The organism is Bacteroides sp. 2_2_4 (assembly GCF_000157055.1).
GTDB lineage: Bacteria > Bacteroidota > Bacteroidia > Bacteroidales > Bacteroidaceae > Bacteroides > Bacteroides ovatus.
The window spans coordinates 1-16,835 of sequence record NZ_EQ973379.1; the positions used below are offsets into that span (position 1 = coordinate 1).

General features: G+C 35.7%; 24 protein-coding genes. 3 read left to right on the forward strand and 21 right to left on the reverse strand.

Translation table 11 applies throughout. From position 1 onward, the window contains the following. Positions 1-16: 16 nt before the first annotated feature. The 19 genes from BSCG_RS00715 to BSCG_RS00630 form a co-directional block, all read right to left on the reverse strand. The gene (locus BSCG_RS00715; protein WP_008777567.1) at positions 17-601 is read right to left on the reverse strand and encodes a BfmA/BtgA family mobilization protein; all 585 of its coding nucleotides are present in this window, start codon (positions 599-601) and stop codon (positions 17-19) included. A 253-nt stretch (positions 602-854) separates the two neighbouring features. Continuing rightward, entirely contained in the window at positions 855-1,205 is a 351-nt protein-coding gene (locus tag BSCG_RS00710) for a helix-turn-helix domain-containing protein (protein WP_008777568.1), read from the reverse strand. Between the two features lie 129 nt (positions 1,206-1,334). Beyond that, positions 1,335-1,700, reverse strand: a complete 366-nt coding sequence (locus BSCG_RS00705; RefSeq protein ID WP_225721013.1) for an RteC domain-containing protein — start codon at positions 1,698-1,700, stop codon at positions 1,335-1,337. 22 nt (positions 1,701-1,722) lie between these two features. Further along, on the reverse strand, positions 1,723-1,950 hold the full coding sequence (locus BSCG_RS00700; protein ID WP_122383035.1) for a hypothetical protein: 228 nt from the start codon (positions 1,948-1,950) through the stop codon (positions 1,723-1,725). A 167-nt stretch (positions 1,951-2,117) separates the two neighbouring features. Next, positions 2,118-2,936, reverse strand: a complete 819-nt coding sequence (locus BSCG_RS00695) for a helix-turn-helix domain-containing protein (protein WP_008777571.1) — start codon at positions 2,934-2,936, stop codon at positions 2,118-2,120. 63 nt (positions 2,937-2,999) lie between these two features. Continuing rightward, positions 3,000-4,322, reverse strand: coding sequence for an MATE family efflux transporter (locus tag BSCG_RS00690; protein WP_008777572.1), 1,323 nt, complete (start codon positions 4,320-4,322; stop codon positions 3,000-3,002). Positions 4,323-4,473: 151 nt separating this feature from the next. After that, complete coding sequence (locus BSCG_RS00685) at positions 4,474-5,172, reverse strand: dihydrofolate reductase family protein (protein WP_008777573.1); 699 nt, start codon at positions 5,170-5,172, stop codon at positions 4,474-4,476. Between the two features lies 1 nt (position 5,173). Beyond that, the gene (locus tag BSCG_RS30720) at positions 5,174-5,347 is read right to left on the reverse strand and encodes a hypothetical protein (protein ID WP_008777574.1); all 174 of its coding nucleotides are present in this window, start codon (positions 5,345-5,347) and stop codon (positions 5,174-5,176) included. A 132-nt stretch (positions 5,348-5,479) separates the two neighbouring features. After that, on the reverse strand, positions 5,480-6,088 hold the full coding sequence (locus tag BSCG_RS00680; RefSeq protein WP_008777576.1) for a type 1 glutamine amidotransferase family protein: 609 nt from the start codon (positions 6,086-6,088) through the stop codon (positions 5,480-5,482). 27 nt (positions 6,089-6,115) lie between these two features. Continuing rightward, positions 6,116-6,778: an epoxyqueuosine reductase gene (locus tag BSCG_RS00675; RefSeq protein ID WP_008777577.1), complete on the reverse strand. Its 663-nt coding sequence runs from the start codon at positions 6,776-6,778 to the stop codon at positions 6,116-6,118. A 130-nt stretch (positions 6,779-6,908) separates the two neighbouring features. Next, entirely contained in the window at positions 6,909-7,613 is a 705-nt protein-coding gene (locus BSCG_RS00670; protein WP_175285341.1) for a CPBP family intramembrane glutamic endopeptidase, read from the reverse strand. Between the two features lie 40 nt (positions 7,614-7,653). Then, positions 7,654-8,202, reverse strand: coding sequence for a CDP-alcohol phosphatidyltransferase family protein (locus BSCG_RS00665; protein WP_008777580.1), 549 nt, complete (start codon positions 8,200-8,202; stop codon positions 7,654-7,656). 74 nt (positions 8,203-8,276) lie between these two features. Continuing rightward, entirely contained in the window at positions 8,277-8,726 is a 450-nt protein-coding gene (locus BSCG_RS00660; RefSeq protein WP_008777581.1) for a GNAT family N-acetyltransferase, read from the reverse strand. Positions 8,727-8,737: 11 nt separating this feature from the next. Beyond that, entirely contained in the window at positions 8,738-9,106 is a 369-nt protein-coding gene (locus BSCG_RS00655; RefSeq protein WP_032849902.1) for a DUF6463 family protein, read from the reverse strand. A 70-nt stretch (positions 9,107-9,176) separates the two neighbouring features. Further along, positions 9,177-9,974: a helix-turn-helix domain-containing protein gene (locus BSCG_RS00650; RefSeq protein WP_008777583.1), complete on the reverse strand. Its 798-nt coding sequence runs from the start codon at positions 9,972-9,974 to the stop codon at positions 9,177-9,179. Positions 9,975-9,976: 2 nt separating this feature from the next. Beyond that, positions 9,977-10,909, reverse strand: coding sequence for a hypothetical protein (locus tag BSCG_RS00645; protein WP_008777584.1), 933 nt, complete (start codon positions 10,907-10,909; stop codon positions 9,977-9,979). 231 nt (positions 10,910-11,140) lie between these two features. Next, positions 11,141-11,413 (reverse strand): TfoX/Sxy family protein, encoded by a 273-nt coding sequence (locus BSCG_RS00640; protein WP_008777585.1) that lies wholly within the window; start codon positions 11,411-11,413, stop codon positions 11,141-11,143. Positions 11,414-11,489: 76 nt separating this feature from the next. Next, positions 11,490-11,882: an SH3 domain-containing protein gene (locus BSCG_RS00635; RefSeq protein ID WP_008777586.1), complete on the reverse strand. Its 393-nt coding sequence runs from the start codon at positions 11,880-11,882 to the stop codon at positions 11,490-11,492. A gap of 187 nt (positions 11,883-12,069) precedes the next feature. Beyond that, positions 12,070-12,885, reverse strand: a complete 816-nt coding sequence (locus BSCG_RS00630) for a helix-turn-helix domain-containing protein (RefSeq protein WP_008777587.1) — start codon at positions 12,883-12,885, stop codon at positions 12,070-12,072. A 383-nt stretch (positions 12,886-13,268) separates the two neighbouring features. Between BSCG_RS00630 and BSCG_RS00625 the strand changes: the two genes are divergently transcribed. From BSCG_RS00625 to BSCG_RS00615, 3 genes are read left to right on the forward strand one after another with little or no spacing between them, the layout of a single operon-like run. After that, positions 13,269-13,583: a helix-turn-helix domain-containing protein gene (locus tag BSCG_RS00625; RefSeq protein WP_008777588.1), complete on the forward strand. Its 315-nt coding sequence runs from the start codon at positions 13,269-13,271 to the stop codon at positions 13,581-13,583. After that, positions 13,570-13,863 (forward strand): DUF3876 domain-containing protein, encoded by a 294-nt coding sequence (locus tag BSCG_RS00620; RefSeq protein WP_008777589.1) that lies wholly within the window; start codon positions 13,570-13,572, stop codon positions 13,861-13,863. Before BSCG_RS00625 ends, BSCG_RS00620 begins: the two co-directional genes overlap by 14 nt. 53 nt (positions 13,864-13,916) lie before the next feature. Further along, positions 13,917-14,210 carry a helix-turn-helix domain-containing protein gene (locus BSCG_RS00615; protein WP_008777590.1) on the forward strand — a complete coding sequence of 98 codons (294 nt, stop codon included), beginning with the start codon at positions 13,917-13,919 and terminating at the stop codon, positions 14,208-14,210. A gap of 281 nt (positions 14,211-14,491) precedes the next feature. Here the strand turns inward: BSCG_RS00615 and BSCG_RS00610 are convergent, their stop codons facing one another. Together BSCG_RS00610 and BSCG_RS00605 are read right to left on the reverse strand one after the other, a co-directional pair. Next, on the reverse strand, positions 14,492-14,983 hold the full coding sequence (locus BSCG_RS00610; RefSeq protein WP_008777591.1) for a GNAT family N-acetyltransferase: 492 nt from the start codon (positions 14,981-14,983) through the stop codon (positions 14,492-14,494). A 249-nt stretch (positions 14,984-15,232) separates the two neighbouring features. Continuing rightward, entirely contained in the window at positions 15,233-16,453 is a 1,221-nt protein-coding gene (locus tag BSCG_RS00605) for a site-specific integrase (RefSeq protein WP_008777592.1), read from the reverse strand. Positions 16,454-16,835: the final 382 nt, after the last annotated feature.

Here is a 16,835-nt window from a genome sequence, read left to right on the forward strand (position 1 = left end):
ACCTATGTGCATAATTCTACGTATTTATCAAATTACTGATTTTTGTTTTCAGATTCTCTTTCCTTTTACTATCCATCACACCGCAAGCAGATAGTTCTGAATAGAGTTGTATCAGTTGAATTAACTTTTTATAATCTCGTTGGTGTATCTGGTAGAGTGCATTAATCTGTTTGGATTGATTGTTTATAACATCGGCATGATTACAGAACTGCTCACTTAACTTTTTTAGTACGGCTGTTTGTCTCTCCTGACTGGTTTCCAGTTGAGAGAGTATCAGAGTTTCCAGAGTTTTACCGATAGCATCGAAACGTAAAGCAATAGAATTTGTAGCCCGTATCATGGGATTTAGTTGTTCTTCCTCGTAATGACGAATGAAACGTATAATATCATCCTGCCTCTTATTTATTTTCGCCAGTTCCGATTTTACGGATTCAGGTGCTTCGGATGGGTTGATATGTGCTCTATCGATATACCCGAACGCCAACTTTGCAACTTCGCTCTTTTTCAGTGAATAGCGTTTGCATATCTTCTCTACTAAAGCTGCCGTTTCCTTGTCTATGGAAATGGTAGTGAATATCGTTTTTCGACTGCTATTGGGCATGATAATTACTTTTTATAGAAATATGAATATATAAATACTTGATAATAAGCGTTGCAAAGAAAATGCTTATTACAGGTGTCATTACAGCGTGTTCTTGTAACACGCTAAAGCCGAAGGCTTTGCCCCGCAGGGCAAGAGGGAAGAACAGGACTTGTCCAGTTCCCTCTTGCTCAATTTAGCGAAACGAGCCGAGCCATAAGGCGAGGTGGTTTCTGCTAAATTGGGTGTGGAGATACTTCGTTAGGTGGTAATATTATCCGCCTTGTTTTGCATCGGTTTGCTTATCAAGCTGATTTTCCTTTTTGAACCGTTCGTAGGACTTACAATCAGCATTTTCTTGAACAAATATCCGAATGTCGGATGCTCGATAGTAAGTCTTATGGCTAATCATAAAGTAGGGAAGTTTACCACTTGCCCTATATCGTTGGAGTGTTCGGAAAGATACTTTCAATAGAAACGCTAAGTCTTGATTATCCAACAATTTGTCGTTGGGATCTAATACAGTGTCGGTATTGATTAGGGATTGTAGATTTTGCCCTATCTCGTTAAGTTTCTTCGATAGTTTCTCCATCCACTTATCAAAGTTTTCGTTGTCTATATACATTTTTCTTCATTTTTTAGTTGAACATTAATATTTTCAATCGATTGATGAAGCAAAGTTCGGCAAATGGATGCAAATAAGTTAGGGGTGTACCATTGGTACACCCCCATAAATAGTTGCTATATAACTGATTTACAAATACCCTTTATTCTTACTTTCTTCTTGAATAACTTTTCGTAGCATATCCAGGAACTCGGTTACTTTGGCTGGTTTGCGCTTAATAACACTTTCATGCTTCTTATGAATATCCCCCAGTTTGATATTAAAGAGGTACTCAAATGCTCTTCCGATTTCTGTGAGTGGTGACACTACCCCAGTATGGGTAACTACTCTTTTAGATAGAAACATTCCACTAACTAGTTCCATGATTTCAATAAGATAGGTTTCGTCTGTTAAATAGAGTGGTGAGGGTGGAAAGCTGTTTTTGGGAATAAGGAATGGGCTTGGGTACTGGATTTTCAGATTGAACAGTTCTAATTCTGCATTGATTATAGCCAATGTTTTTTGTAAGAACAGTTTTTTAAGCGCATTTTCCCCCCTGCCCGTAGAGAGGTGCTGTTTCCAGTGAAGCTATCTCAATACGGGTAGCTACAAGAATCCGGTAAATAGTTGAGTAATCATTTTCATTACTCATAGTTCTAACTTGGTGGATAAATTCGCCATAAGCATTTTGCATTTCTTCGTTAGAAATTTCCTGTGAGGTTTCGTTTAAAAGTCCGAATATCCTCGTTTGTAATAAATCGTTCATCGGCATAAATATTTAAGTGAATAAATCTGATTGTATTTAGCTAACGCCTTATTTCTCAAATGAGGTAGGGATAATACGATTTAGCCACAAGCTTAATTATGCTTATAAACTTCTGTTGATACAAATATAGTGGCGGTTATAACGGAGATGTTGTAAAAAAGCGACTTTTAGTATTCTATATGAATAACTTTCACTTCATGCCCTGTAGGAGAGCTCAAAAATGCATAAGGGCTGTTTCCTGAAAGCCTCTTTACTTCTTTGGATAAATGTGACGCATCGTAATATCCTGCTTCAACGGCAATAGACAATAGGTTATCGAAAGGATTACAATTTCTCAGTATCTCAATAGCATTCCAAAATTTCACAATCTGACTATATTCTTTAGGAGAATACCCTGTGTATATTCTAAATTTACGTGCAAAGTGTCTTTGACACAAGCATATATCAGATGAAAGTTGTTTTATTGGAGTAATACCTTTACCTTGCATAATGCGGCTAACAGCTAAGACTATTTGCCTGTCACAACTTCTATTAGAATGAATTAATTGTCTTACAAGACGCTCTTCAATAGCATCTAATCTTTGCTTTGTATCAACTTTCTCACATAACATTTCGGCAAAAGAATGCTCAAATATAGTTGGTAAATCACTCGTGCATAATTTCTTATTCACTAGCTCATTCAGAGGCAATTCTATAAACTGAGAAAGTCCACAAGGGCGAAAACGAACGCCCAAGATATGTATGTTTTCGGTATGCGCAACTAATTCAGTATAAGTATTCATAGGACCAACAAAGTACGAGCAGTGCGAACGCATAGGCATTGACTGATCTAGATAATCAACAACATTTCCTAACGTGAAAATAATATCTGCACACCCATGTGGCGGAATATGGAATTTTATTCCACATTCTGTTTTTCCCTCATATTCCCAATATCTGTCTATATATGGGGATAGTAAATTGCATGGCTGGTACTCTTTGTACATGATGCAAAGATAATCATTACCACATATACTTATGTAAAATATAAAAAAATAGAGAATATTGAATTATAACTTTGTATGCTTCCAGTTATGATAGAGTAGAAAATATAGAGATAAAATCAGCAGTCCTGAAAAATAGATATGCTCAGATGCCCAAAGTAACACTAAATTTGGTATATAGCTTACGACTGTAGTTATATAACTAATATATATAAACAATGAGACGACAGCTATACGTAATGATGATAATGTATTACCTGTCCCCGATACGGCACAGAACCATACAAATGTGGGTACGGCAATTAAATAGGACGAAAGCATTACTAACAAAGGTGGAATTGAATAGGTTATTAGTCCTATATTGTTGGTAAAAGTTCTCAGTATTAAATTAGGATATATAGCTATAAATAAAGCCACTGGAAGTACAAAGAGATAGCACAATAGAATCGATTTCCGGCAAAGTTTCATCACTTGGTCAGATTTTCCCTCTCCAATTAAATTGCTTACCAAAGAACTGTTTACAGAAGCAAAGGCCTGAACAAACATAAATAAAAAAGAGGATATGTTGCGAACTATGTTTGTGGTAGCCAATGAGCGTTCTCCTAAATGCTCCACTGTGATAAAAAATACAAACCAGCCACCAAAAACTAATCCATGCTGAATCATCACCCAAATAGAAATGTTTAAAACCTTTTTTAATATACTCCTGTTTATGTTCAATGATTGAAACAAACAGTATTTCTGATCATCAATTTGTAATCTGGTATATACTAGGAAGAAAATAACAGCTACTGCTTCCGAGATAGACGATGCAATCGCTGCACCAGCTATTCCAAGAGTAGGAAATCCTAATTTTCCAAATATTAGAATATAGTTTAGTATTATATTTGTTAGTACCATCACGATAGAGTTAATGGTAAGAATCTTTGTATTGACAGTTCCAATAAAAAAAGCTCTGAACATTACGATAATGAACGAAAAAAAGAATCCATAAATACGCCAGTTCAAATAACTTATTGTTGCCAGATAAACTTGCTCTGAATCTATCAAAAAACTCAATACGACAGGAGAATACAGATAAGACAATGTAAATAGCAATGTTGCAACCAATAGCAAGAAGATAGTTCCTTGTGTAAACACCTCACCTGTTAGAGAATATTGTCTACTTCCATTGTAACGGGCGATTAATATTTGCGCTCCTATACTAAATCCAAAACCTATCATATAGATTATCATATAATATGTTCCTGCTAAAGCGGAAGCTGCCAATTCCGTTTCTCCAACTCTTCCTAAATAAGCAGTATCAGTAAAACCTATTAGATACTCCATTAATAGGCTGACTAAAACGGGAATAGTAATCTTGCAAATGTGTTTATAGGATATTTGCATCTTTGTTTTTTGAAGGCAAAGATAGCTTTCGTGAAAATCATTGAATTGTATAAATTCGACTTTGATTTATACGTTTCCCCCAATAACAATTTCGACTACAAAAAATGAAAATTATTCACCATTACGAAATATAATATATTAAAAGATGCTTTTACTTAATGACTTTATAACTCAAACGTGTATAAGAGTTCATTAGTGTTTCTGCCTTTTCCAACTGTAACACTCCTAGTTTATACAAGTCGGCAGATGTTCTGATGGATTCCCCATCAATAAGAGTAGGCGTATCACTCCCTCCCACAAGAATAGGAGCTACAATGATATCAACGTAATCAAATAATTTTTCTCGAAGAAACATTCCATTCAAAGTACCACCTGTCTGTATCGTAATTTTATTGCATCCGAATTTCTGATAGAGGTCTTCCATCATCTTATGTAAGTCCAGATTCTCATAATACAAAATATGCAAATTATCTGCATTTATTGAGAAAGCTGGATGTTCACTATTCGATGTTACAAGAACAAAGTTTTTAGAATACTGGACAAAGTATTCAATTCCATGCAAAGTCAGATGATTATTATCTAAAAGAACAAAACTGACCATTGATCGTTTTGTTGGTAAAGGGCATTGATTCACACCCACTTTTTCCTGAACACGACCAGAATTAAGTGACCAAAGGTCAGTGGTTTTCTCTATTTCGTAATATTGGTATAACCCTTCCTTCACACCATTAATACGAGGAAAGTCCCTGTCAACATCCAATTCATCTACGGCACCTGTACTGATTTTACCATCAACAGACATCAACATAAAGAGGGTGGTAATTGTTTTTATTTTTTTAATATTGTTCATTTTATAATAGATTCAGGAATTTGCCATCTTTTACATATTCGTTGTCAATCGAGTAGGTAGACGATTCCAGAGTGAATTTCAAGACATAATGTTCCGGGTCTTCCATTCCCCCGGGAAAATGGGACAGCATCCAGTCACTCCACAGAGAGCGTTTTATAGCTTCCTCCGTTTTCATCTTTGAGTTTCACCATTGCCACCGGATGAGGGTAGCCATTCTCGTCGATAGATGCTACTGTAATCACCTCGGCTGTTACAACGATCTGTGCTGCTTTTTCTTCAATGTTTATAGTCGTTGATATTTAATCTTTTATTCCGCATCGGGTGCTTCCCAAACGCCCGTTTTATTCATTCGATAGCTTTTTTCTATCATTTTCGGAGAGTAAGCATCCAAAGCATAGAGAATTTCACGGCAGAATTCCAGTGCAGAAAATCCGTTGGCAGTTACGATGTTACCTTCTCTTACTGCAGGGTTGTCGATATAGCGGCATTCACCTTTATAACCTATTCCGGCAAATGCTTTGATATACTCCAATGTGTTACTGGTGTGGTTTACTTCATTGAGAAAGCCGTGCATTCCAAGAAAAACGGAAGCATTGCAGATGCCCGCAACCAGCTTTTTATTCAGAGCGGCATCTTTTACTAATGGGACTATCAGGTCTGCTTCTGGGGTAAACCAACTCATACCTCCAATTAATACGATTCCGGCATAATCGGCGGGAATATCATCGATGCTGTAATCGGGCAATACCGTGAACCCACCGCATGACACAACGGGAGCTTTTGTCACCGACACTGTTTTAACCACGTATTTACTCTCGATATCAGGTCCACAGCCGTAATTCAGGTAGGGAGCAATGTACGCTCCTTCCCAATCGGCAAAGTCTTTGAGTAGGACAAATAGAATCTCTTGTTTCATTATTCGTTGTATTTTAGATAATTTATTTTAATCATTTATACCATGCTTATACGGGCAGACATTTCGGCATTGCCAGCAACGAAGTTCCAATACACCTTTTACGGTAATATAGCAAACTTTCCGGCATCCTTTTTGACTAAAATTATTTTCGTCAGCGAGCGCTCCCGAAGGGCAAAGATCGACACATAGGTTGCAGTTGTTGCAAACCTGGTATGTCGCTAACGGATCGGGTTCTAATTCCAACGAGGTTATTACTGCTGTAAACCAAAGCAGATTCCCGTACTTATCATTGGTAAGCAGGTAGTTGCGAGCTATAACTCCAAGTCCGGCAAGTTCGGCGGCATGTTTAAGGGACACACGCGAGCGGAAATGTCCATCTACGAATTTACCGCTGAGCGAAACTATCGACACGGCTTTGTGTTTGAATCCTTTGAGTTCGGCTGCTACATCCGCAGCAACCTGATCCATCTTTTTTACTGCCTCATTGCGTATATCCGTATATGTTCGTATATCCTGTTCGAGAATATCTTTAGGCAAAACCATTCCAAGAGAGATGACCGACTTAGCCGTTGGCATAACATCGGTTGGGTGATATCCCTTCGGAGCCTTTACAAACCGCTCGACCGAGGCAACTCCCACCAGATCAGCTCCAAACGAACGACATAACTTTTTGATCTCTTTATTTGTCATTTCTTTCTAAGTTGTTATTTGTTAATATTCTGTTACTTCTCATAACTTCGTTTTCCAGTCACTTTCGAAACAATGCTCTAGTTCTCCAAAATAATTCTTTATTATCCATTCTTTTAGTAGTTGTATTATATCAAATAATCCCTAGTGCTATTGCGATAAAACTAGGACCATTAATTGCCCCATGTAGAAATACTCCTGTCCATGTGTTTTGTGTCTTTTGTACCACATAAGGCTCTATATACAATAGCGGTAATAACATAACAAGTAGTTGCCAACCAAACGCTATATGAAAAATTGCCCAACCAGTGCCATGTAATATCCACGTTTTGTCTCCGAAAATCTTTTCTTGCCGAGGTAACAACACGCCTCTCCAAAAGAACTCTTCACCTCCGATATTGAGCAACCAATATGGGAACCATGCAAGCAATAGCCAATATCTTTCCGGTGAAAGCGGATCCAAAGTCATAAACGACGGAGTATGGTTGAAATCCGAAAAAAGGACTTGCATCGCAATCATAATTCCACTTGTCAAGAGTCCGATTACCACCAACGCCAGAAGTGAATAACGCCAATCTCTACGAGTCATAGGTCTGAATCGTAGTCGCTCCGCAAAAGTCTCTTTTGTGAATTTGCCCCCTTCTTTGCGAAGCATCATCACGCCGGCAATAATAAGTGGAGTGAAAACTCCAAGTCCTCCGCAAATATACCAGAAGATAATGGACTCCAATCCGGTAACTTCCGAAAAAAACGGAATGCACAAGTGGGTCATCACCCCCAAAAGCATGGCTGCCGATACGAAAATCAGTGTCGATGGCATTAATCTCAATGGTTTCATTTGTATTCTATTGCTTATTATTCACAAAGTTTCTTATTTTTCAATCGACAGAATGTTCGGCAAAGAATAATCCTTTCCGATTCAAATCCAATTTCTTCATTTGGAGAATAATACAAGTCTCTTCGAAAGGAACGATTATCAAAAATGGTAATATAAACCATAGGAAAGAGAAGCTACCCATAAAAATATAAATAAAAGGAATACAGTATATTAATAAGCCTACAATTTTATTCCCGATAGTATGAATTGCACCAAGTTGATAGAACTTGCGGTACATAATCCCGATATTAGCTCCACGAAGTAAGGCTACAGGCATCAAGAATGGTATAAAGTCGGCTAATGCATTAAAATCCCATAAACAAAGCATAATGATTACTACCGTATACATAATAAGATCTGCAAGAGAGTCTAGTTTTGCTCCCCTAGTACTTTGCAGGTTCATTCTACGTGCTACATAGCCATCAAGTATATCGCTAAGTCCACATAAGGAATAGAGTATCATAAATCCATAGTAGTTACTTACAAATAGTAATAAACTCAATGACAGTGGAATTCTAATTAAACTTAGTATATTAGGAATATATCTCATGTAAATGTAATTTTTATCAAAGCTGGTTCTCATATAGTCAACCTCTATAGCTACTTCGTTGTTTGTCCCATACTCTACAACTCTATTTCATAAATACGTGATTGCTCTTCCCATGGATGATAACCATCTCCAATATATCGAAAACCATACTTCTCGTAATATCCAACATGAGTGGTGCTCAGATATAAACTCCTGAATCCAAATTTCCGAGCATCCTCTTTGGCTTTTTCTATAAGCATTTGCGCATAGTTATTACCCCTATGATTTTCGTCAATAAATAAGGCGCAGAGCCACGGATATAAATCCATTCGGCTGATAAAGTCATTGGTAATAAGTCCCGCACATCCGATAAATTCGCCCTCTTTTTCCAGAACGTACCACTGAGGCAGTGGATGTAGAGCATCTACACAATGGCTTATACAATTGCTATATAGAATTGGCACCATTTTGTTCCAACATTGCTGTAAATACGCTATAATTTGTTGGGTGTATTGAGGTTGTTCTCTTACTGATATTATATTCATAATGTTGTCTATTATAAGTTCCTTTTTCTATTTGCAGCAATTATAACTAATGCTTGCGGCAAAAACAGCCAAAAACCGGAAATCGGCTCTATGATACATCCAACCACAGCGAACGCCAAAATACAATACCCCAAAATCAGAGGTGCGGGTTTCTGCTCTTTTTTGATATAGCATTGGAGTGTTAGCCCCCAAAGAATAAGTATAATCCCACATACTAAAAACCAAAGGGAGAAAGCACGGCTGTAACTGTCATCTGTGGAGTTTATTAATCCATCTTTTATCATGTCCGTAAAGTCCTCTTTCCCAAGTAATAGTGCATATACTGTGTGGATTATTCCTGTTATAACAAGAAATGTCCCACTGTATTTCCAAAGTTTCATATTTTCATTCATTGTCATAGATAATATTTTATTAATGTGCTTTTATAGTCTTTATTACTTTTTCTTTTTCTTATAGTTCTGATGGAGTTGTGTTTGCCAAATTTTTAGCTTCTTTTACAAAATGGGAAAAGTCGGTATATCCCAATTCGTCGTATAAATCATAACTACCATTTGCACGATAGTTCTTCAATGCAGTTTTAAAGCGTAAAGCTTTAAAGCATTGTTTGGGTGATATACCTAATACTTCTTTGAAATATCTATTGAGTGTAGGATTTGACACACCAACTTCCTTACTTACTGTGTTCAATTTGTAATTACGGTTATTATTGATATAGTAAATTGCTTTTATTACAGTATTGAGTTTGAAATCAGAACTAAAGATTTTCATATTACTTAAAAGCCAATTCTCTACAAACTGAACTCGCTCGGCAAAAGAGCTTTGCAATTTTAGTTCGTCTATTACTTTTTGATTTAGATACTTTTGCAGAGACAAATGATTATCCACCAAAGTTGAAATATCTTTAGACAAACAGGAGTACAAAACTCCCGGCTTGAATTTTATTGAAAATTCATGGGTTCCGGGAGCGTGTATTACAGTGATCGCTTCTGTTAAGCTACCAGATATCTTATCACCCGATGTATCAATTATACCATGTTCACGATGTACTTTGAATGTTTGGCTACTATCAGATAGATAAATTGAAACTAATGTATTGGCATTTGGTAAAGCCACAAGTGAAAACGGATTTATAGAATTGTTAGGAGTACATATTTCAAAATAATACTCTACAACATCCTTTAATTCAAAGCAGGGATATTTAATTTCTACTTTTTCCTCATCTTCAAATATGACTTTACCCTTTACCATGTTTATTTAGTCAAATGATATAATACCTGAATACCAAGCCCGAATGTCATCATTCGCTCTTTTTTGTTGGTTAATAGCTGTTGTGTCCAATCAAGCAATCCACCGTCAGCAATTTCAATAGTATTGCCGCCGATCACTATTTGCTGCTTTATTCTGAAACCATGATAATAGTTATTATCATGTTCTGGTGCTATAACCAAGACCTCAAGATTACTATTCTTTTCCCGGACATACGATATTGATTCCATTATAAGCGGGCTTTGACTGTCATAACCTTTGCATGGAATAATCTCATAATATATTTTCTCCACACCGTAACTTTTACATATTTCATATGATGTAGTTAAATGTTTTAATAGTTCTTCTTTCTCAAAATTAAAGCTACCAGTATCTCTACCACATGAAATAAGGGCGAGAACAGTAAAATGAGGAGTGAAATTAGGATTATTAAATACCTGTGTCCTTATTACCCGTGAAATGTTGCTGTAATTATAGGTTTTGTTATCTAATTCTCCTTTTTTCTTTAACGATGCGTAATGTAATGCTATTGCATTCGTCGGGTCTGCCTGTACTTCTGTGTTTCTTAAAGAAGTAAGGACTTTTTTTTGATCTACTGTTGCTATAACACTACTTGTTCCAAATTGAGCGACCGGGGAAAGTTCTATGGGTTCAAATCCTCTACCTGCTATTAATTTATAGCACCGTAATTCTTTTTCTTTATATTCTAAAACATCTTCTAATAAGGCGGGCTTAACAAGCTTGTTACCCTCATATTTACTTAGTAAAGACGAGGGAGTTTCCTGCTGAACACGCTTGTTAAAAATGTCCAGTAAAACAGTGTTCAGTTCCGACCCGCTTAATTCATCGGACAACACTTTAGCTATATCCTGCAAATCTAACTTACTAATAATGTGATCGCCTATATCTTTTTTCATTTTTTCCTAATACTATATAAATGTTCATCAACTATTTGTCCCTCTTTTATAACTGAGGACTTAATAATGGCTTCCTTTTCAAAACCTGTTTTTATTTTGTAATCGTATCATTTTAATGTACTTATTGTTTTTTGCAAAGGTAATCTCATATGTCATATTAATAAGTGTAAAAATGAATCAATCTGCTAATTTTTTTAATAGCCTAATCATTAATCAAATTTGTTCTAATAGTTAATCCTGAATTTTATCTTTTAGTTCTTTTTTTAATTCTGATGGAATATCATTCCAATGTAAGTTTAATAGAGCTCCTTCTAAAGAATAGAGATAATAGCACACAGGTATAGTCTTTTCAGGATGTTGTTCACGTATCTTTATAAAAGCTTTGACAGATGTTGTTTCTGCAAGATCGGCTAAAGTGAATATACCAATTTCATTAAGGTATTTCTCGATAGTTGCACCTATGTTCTTTGCATTTCTTAAATTGTTGTCTATTTTTGATTTCATTTTTACTATGGATTACGTAATATATATCTTCTTTCTACAAATTCGGTAATATTTTATCATTTCGGCAATACTTATTCTACAATGATTCAATAGATCGCTTTAAACATCTAATCGGTACCCAACCTTTCTTGGTTGAATTTTCTTTTCGACACCATAACCAACCATTTAGGCATCTTGAGCCGATTACTATCTCGTCTTGATTTACTGGTAACTCATAAGCAGAATAGTCTTCTAATGCAATGGCTATTTGCCGTTCATTCGGTAAGGTCTCACATACGTTCAAAATTTGTATAGGTACCCAACCTGTCATTCCATTGCCCGCTATGCACCAAACCCAATTTACCCATTCTAGATCAGTTTCTTTTATAGCTAAATTGACTACAACTTTTTCATCTTTCTTTAATATAATAGGATTTTCATAGCTTTCAACCCATTTGCACACAACAATATATTTATCTAAATATTTCATTATCTTGTTATTAAGTTGTTTTCAATAGTTACTTTTATATTTTTAGCGATTTATTAAATCGCTGGTTATATTTAACTTCATCTTTACTGGTTATTACATAAAGTATTGACAGTTGCTTTATGCTATGTAATTCCATGCCGCGAAGTTAAAACATAGAGTTTTTCAAAAATAGGAAAAATCGGACATTTTATTCAGCAGCGATCTTTGAGGGCGTTTTACCGTAAAATAATTTAAACTCTTTTATGAAATGAGTTTGGTCATAGTAACCAAAATCATAATATGATTTTTCGGATTTTATTAATTTAACTGAAGGGTCAATCTTTAAAAGATTTTGAAAACGAACAATTCGGCAAAAAAACTTGGCTGTATCTCCTATGTAAAAATTAAAAAGTCGTTGTAAATGACGACTACTTATTCCATCATTCAAATCTTTCTCAATAATAATCGATCCTTTGCTTTTTAAAATAGTTTCTAATGCACAGAAAAATCTATTATCAAAAGGTTTATCTATTTTATTAATGTGCTTAATAAAATAGATATTGAGTTCATCGCACAAATCCTGAAGGCATAAGCATCTATCTTTCGATTGTTGAATTACATTGTATATACAAGGTTGCACGGTATTTAAACGTTCGTAATGGTTGCTTAATTCTGACGCATCTATATTAAATAGTGACGGAAATATACCCGGAAGAAACCGTATCCCGAAATAATTGAATTCTTTATCAATGCCAATCTTCACAAAAGAATTGCAGTACCCCATTATATATGTTTCATCATAATTTGTACAATTAAAAACGATATCAATACACCCATCAGCAACTACACGATAATTGTATATATCATCTAGTGGCTTAATAGTCTTTAGATTCCAATAACAATAAATAAAGTCTTGTAGTTGTGCGTCAGGTGGCAACTCAATATATGAGACCTCGCCATTAGTTCCTATTACTGCTGGCTGTACTGGAGTGTACAGGCTTCTTATGTTGTATTCCAATTTCAAATTACGAGTGCTAACTTAGATTATTACTTTATCAACTTTATATATCGGCTATCTCTCACTATGAATCAAAAGCTGACATAGCTTTAAAATATTCGGTGTGGAAATCTATGCATTCCTTTACTTTATTTGTATGGAATGTAATTGACAGGTCTTTGAACTTCATGCTGACTACATTTATAAATTGTTGCAATATAGTAAAATTTGGAGTGTGCCATGGTATTTATCATGAAGATTTAAGTGTTATTTGGGAAACTATCTCGTAGAGACAGTAGTGGTTTTATTATGCCATCCTTGGACAGTTTTGAAAACGGCTCCTGATTCTTCTTTCATTTGCCGATGAAAGTTAGATCAACACGTTTTATAAACCTTTTAAAATTGAAAGTATGGAAGTAGTAACCATTGAAAAGAGAACCTTTTCGTATGTCTGCGAACGGTTCACTGAGTTTGCCAAACGGATAGAAAGTTTGTGCAGCACTCATACCCAGAAAGTAGAAAACTGGCTGGATAGTCAGGAAGTATGCCTGTTGTTAGGATTTAGTAAACGAACGCTGCAATATTATAGAAGTAGTGGACGGCTGGCTTATTCTCAAATCGGCAGCAAGATTTATTATAAGTCTTCCGATATTGAAAGAATTATTGCGGACAGTGAAATACAAAATCAATCACCCAAACAAATTATGCCTTATGAGAAGAACTAAAGAAGATTATCCATCCTTCAATCTGTTTTCCATTGTCGGCACATGGGAAAGCGTTAATCTGAATCCTACGGTTATCATCTATCGGAACGGTAAAGAATATCTCCTTTCTATTGTATATGTATCGGAAACCACCAAGCAGGCTTCACCCGCTACTTATGAGATACAGCAAGATGGTAGCCAGTATTTTATCGCCACTGCATCCAAACGGCTCTCTGTAGATTATGACCCGGCAAAAGATGTACTTAGCATCTCATCATTGGGTGACTATCTGCGCAACTAGCCTGCTATCTAGCGATCTTGAAATCAATATTTCAATAAAACAATCTTTCAATCATGGAACTAATAAATAAAGATACCCCACAAATCAAAGAATTTATTTCTTCGCTCGATTCGATGCTGGACGGCATTGAATCTATTGTCAAACACTACAAGCCCCACCTAAACGGGGAACGCTTTCTTTCTAATAATGAGGTTTCCAAGAAACTGAATGTCAGTCTACGAACCTTGCAGGAGTGGCGAGATACGGGGCTAATCCCCTTTATCCAGATAAAAGGTAAAATCATCTATCGTCAAAGCGATATTGATAAGCTGCTCCAAAAGCATTACTTTGAAAGTTGGAAAGAATAACCTGCTAGCCCCGAGAACATTTTTTTTCGGAATTTAATTTGAATCATTGACTTTACCAGTGAAGTATTTAGTCTGTGCAAGTTTTTAGATGAAAATACGCTCGAATGAAATGAGAGGAAGATTTTCATCTAAACCGAAGGCTCGGACTTGAACGGGCTAAATACGGAACTTACCTTTGTCAATGTTTTATATTATATTCTGGAAAAATTTTAATATATTGCCCTTGACTTTTATTTATCTTCATTTTGAACGTATCTGGTTCAATTTGGCATATTGATATTTTAGTCCTTTATAATAATAACGTAATCAATATAGTCACCTGGGAAATCAGAAATCTGTTCATTAGGCCTTCTGTTATATGCTTTAAATCCGACTCCTTCATACATTTGTTGTGCAGGAAACAACCCAACATTTGTTGTTACTATTATCCTATTTACATCATTTAGAACAATTCTTCTATAAGCTTCTTGGAGTTGTATTTTCCCATATCCATTATTTTTATATTTTGATACAATACAATTATGGCCAATTTCAATATAATCAGGAATATTCCTAGGATCCCATGAAATCATTCCTATTGCTTCATTATTTAATGTTGTGATAAAACCATATTTGTCTGCAATTTGCAAATTGTCAAAAAAGAAATTATCAAATTCTTTCCAGTCTGAACTCCAACGTTGAGCACATCTATAATCAAATGAATATGCATCTGCCAGCAATTCAAATATTGTTCCTCTATTAAATTCACTTACTTTATTAAATTCAATATTCATTTATTATTTCTCTATATTCAGCTTCATGACACAAAGATAATGTGTGAACCTTAATAGCCCAAAGTATTATAGTGAAATCAAAAGACTATTTTTAATCTGAATCGAAAGTTTGGATTAGGAAGGCTAAATACATAACTTACCTTCAGCGATATTCCACATTGAGTTCTGGAAAATTTATGATAAAAGAAAAGGATTGAGAAAATGAAATTCATTCTTCCCAATCCTTTTCTATATTGACTACTAACTTTATTATATAGCCAGTTCCGATAAACAGTTATTTACTTTCTGCATATCTTTTAGAATATTCTGATCTAGTACCCGTGCGTAGTGTTTCGTCACGCTAGTATCTGCATGACCTAACATCTTGGCTACATTTTCCATACTTACGCCATTCGCAAGGCATACGGAAGTGGCATAGGAGTGTCGGGCTGAATGTGTGCACAGATTTTTCTGTAACCCGCATACATCGGCAATCTCTTTCAGGTAGCTGTTCATGCGCTGATTGCTCAATACAGGCAATAGTTTTCCGGTACATTCTGCCACATTTTTATACTTTTCAAGTATTGAAGCTGCCACAGGTAGCACAGGAATGTTACACATGATTTTTGTCTTTTGGCGGTTCTTCCTTATCCAAAGTTCCCCTTTATTGTCTTTTACCAAGTGTTCAGGTGATAAGTCTTTCACATCGCTAAACGCCAAACCTGTAAAAACGCAAAAAATGAAAACATCCCGTACCTGTTCTACTCGCTTAATCGTGAACTCTTTGGCAAGAATGATTTTAATCTCGTCCATTGTCAGAAATTCAGGATCGGTTTCTTCCAGTTTGAAACGGTAGTAAGCAAATGGATCTTTCTTTATCCAGTCGTTTTCCAAAGCAATGCGGATAATCTTCTTCAAGTTCTTTAGTCGGGTGATAGCAGAGTTCTGCGCACAACCCTTTTCAATCTTCAAAAAAGCATCGAACTTAGAAATGAAGTTGGCTTCCAAGTTGTTCAGAGCAATATCCGATAGCTGGTATTCTTTCTTAATGAATTCTTCCAAATATCGGGTAGTGGTTTCATACCGTTGAACAGTCTTACTAACGAAATCTTTGCCGATTAACTTGCGGCTTTGTTCGTTATGCTCCCTGAATACCTGCAATAGCGTTTTGCTATCTTCGTCCACACCATAAAACAACTTTCTCACAAGATCAACGGTGATAACTTTGCCGGAAGTTTCCAGTTCTCTATAAATTTGGTGTATGTGTGAACGTGTGATTTCTAAGTAGTGGTTCAGTTCCACCGACATACGGTCTTTGCCTTTTGAATTTTCTTTTGCCTGATTCCATAGGTTTACAGGACAGCTTCTTTTGATAGAAATATCTACCATACAGCCATTTACGGTGATTCTCATGCACACGGGTGCTTCCCCGTTCTTTAATAATTTGCCTTTCTTGATGAAGAACAATACAGAAAATGATTTTCGAGCCATTTTACATCGTTTTTAAAGTTACAAAACTATGTATTCTCTTACAAAGTAAGTTTATGCAAAAGACTATGAATCAGTGAGAAAGGTGCAAATTCGTGGGACTTTTTCCGACTAAATTTTAGTCCCACGATTTATCCACCGATAATATGCTTGAAACAGCTATTTACTGCTACCTGCCAGAAAAAAGAAATCCCCGATAATGCTTGATTATCAGGGATTTACTTGATTCTTCTTGTTGTTTCAGTGATCCGCCTGGGGCTCGAACACTTTATATTATGCTTCTGTAACCATTTGATTATCAGTCTTTCTAAGATATCGGGTTTGTGAAGTCCTCCGATTTCACCCTGTATTACCTGCTGCATTTTACAGTGGTATTCATCCTTCT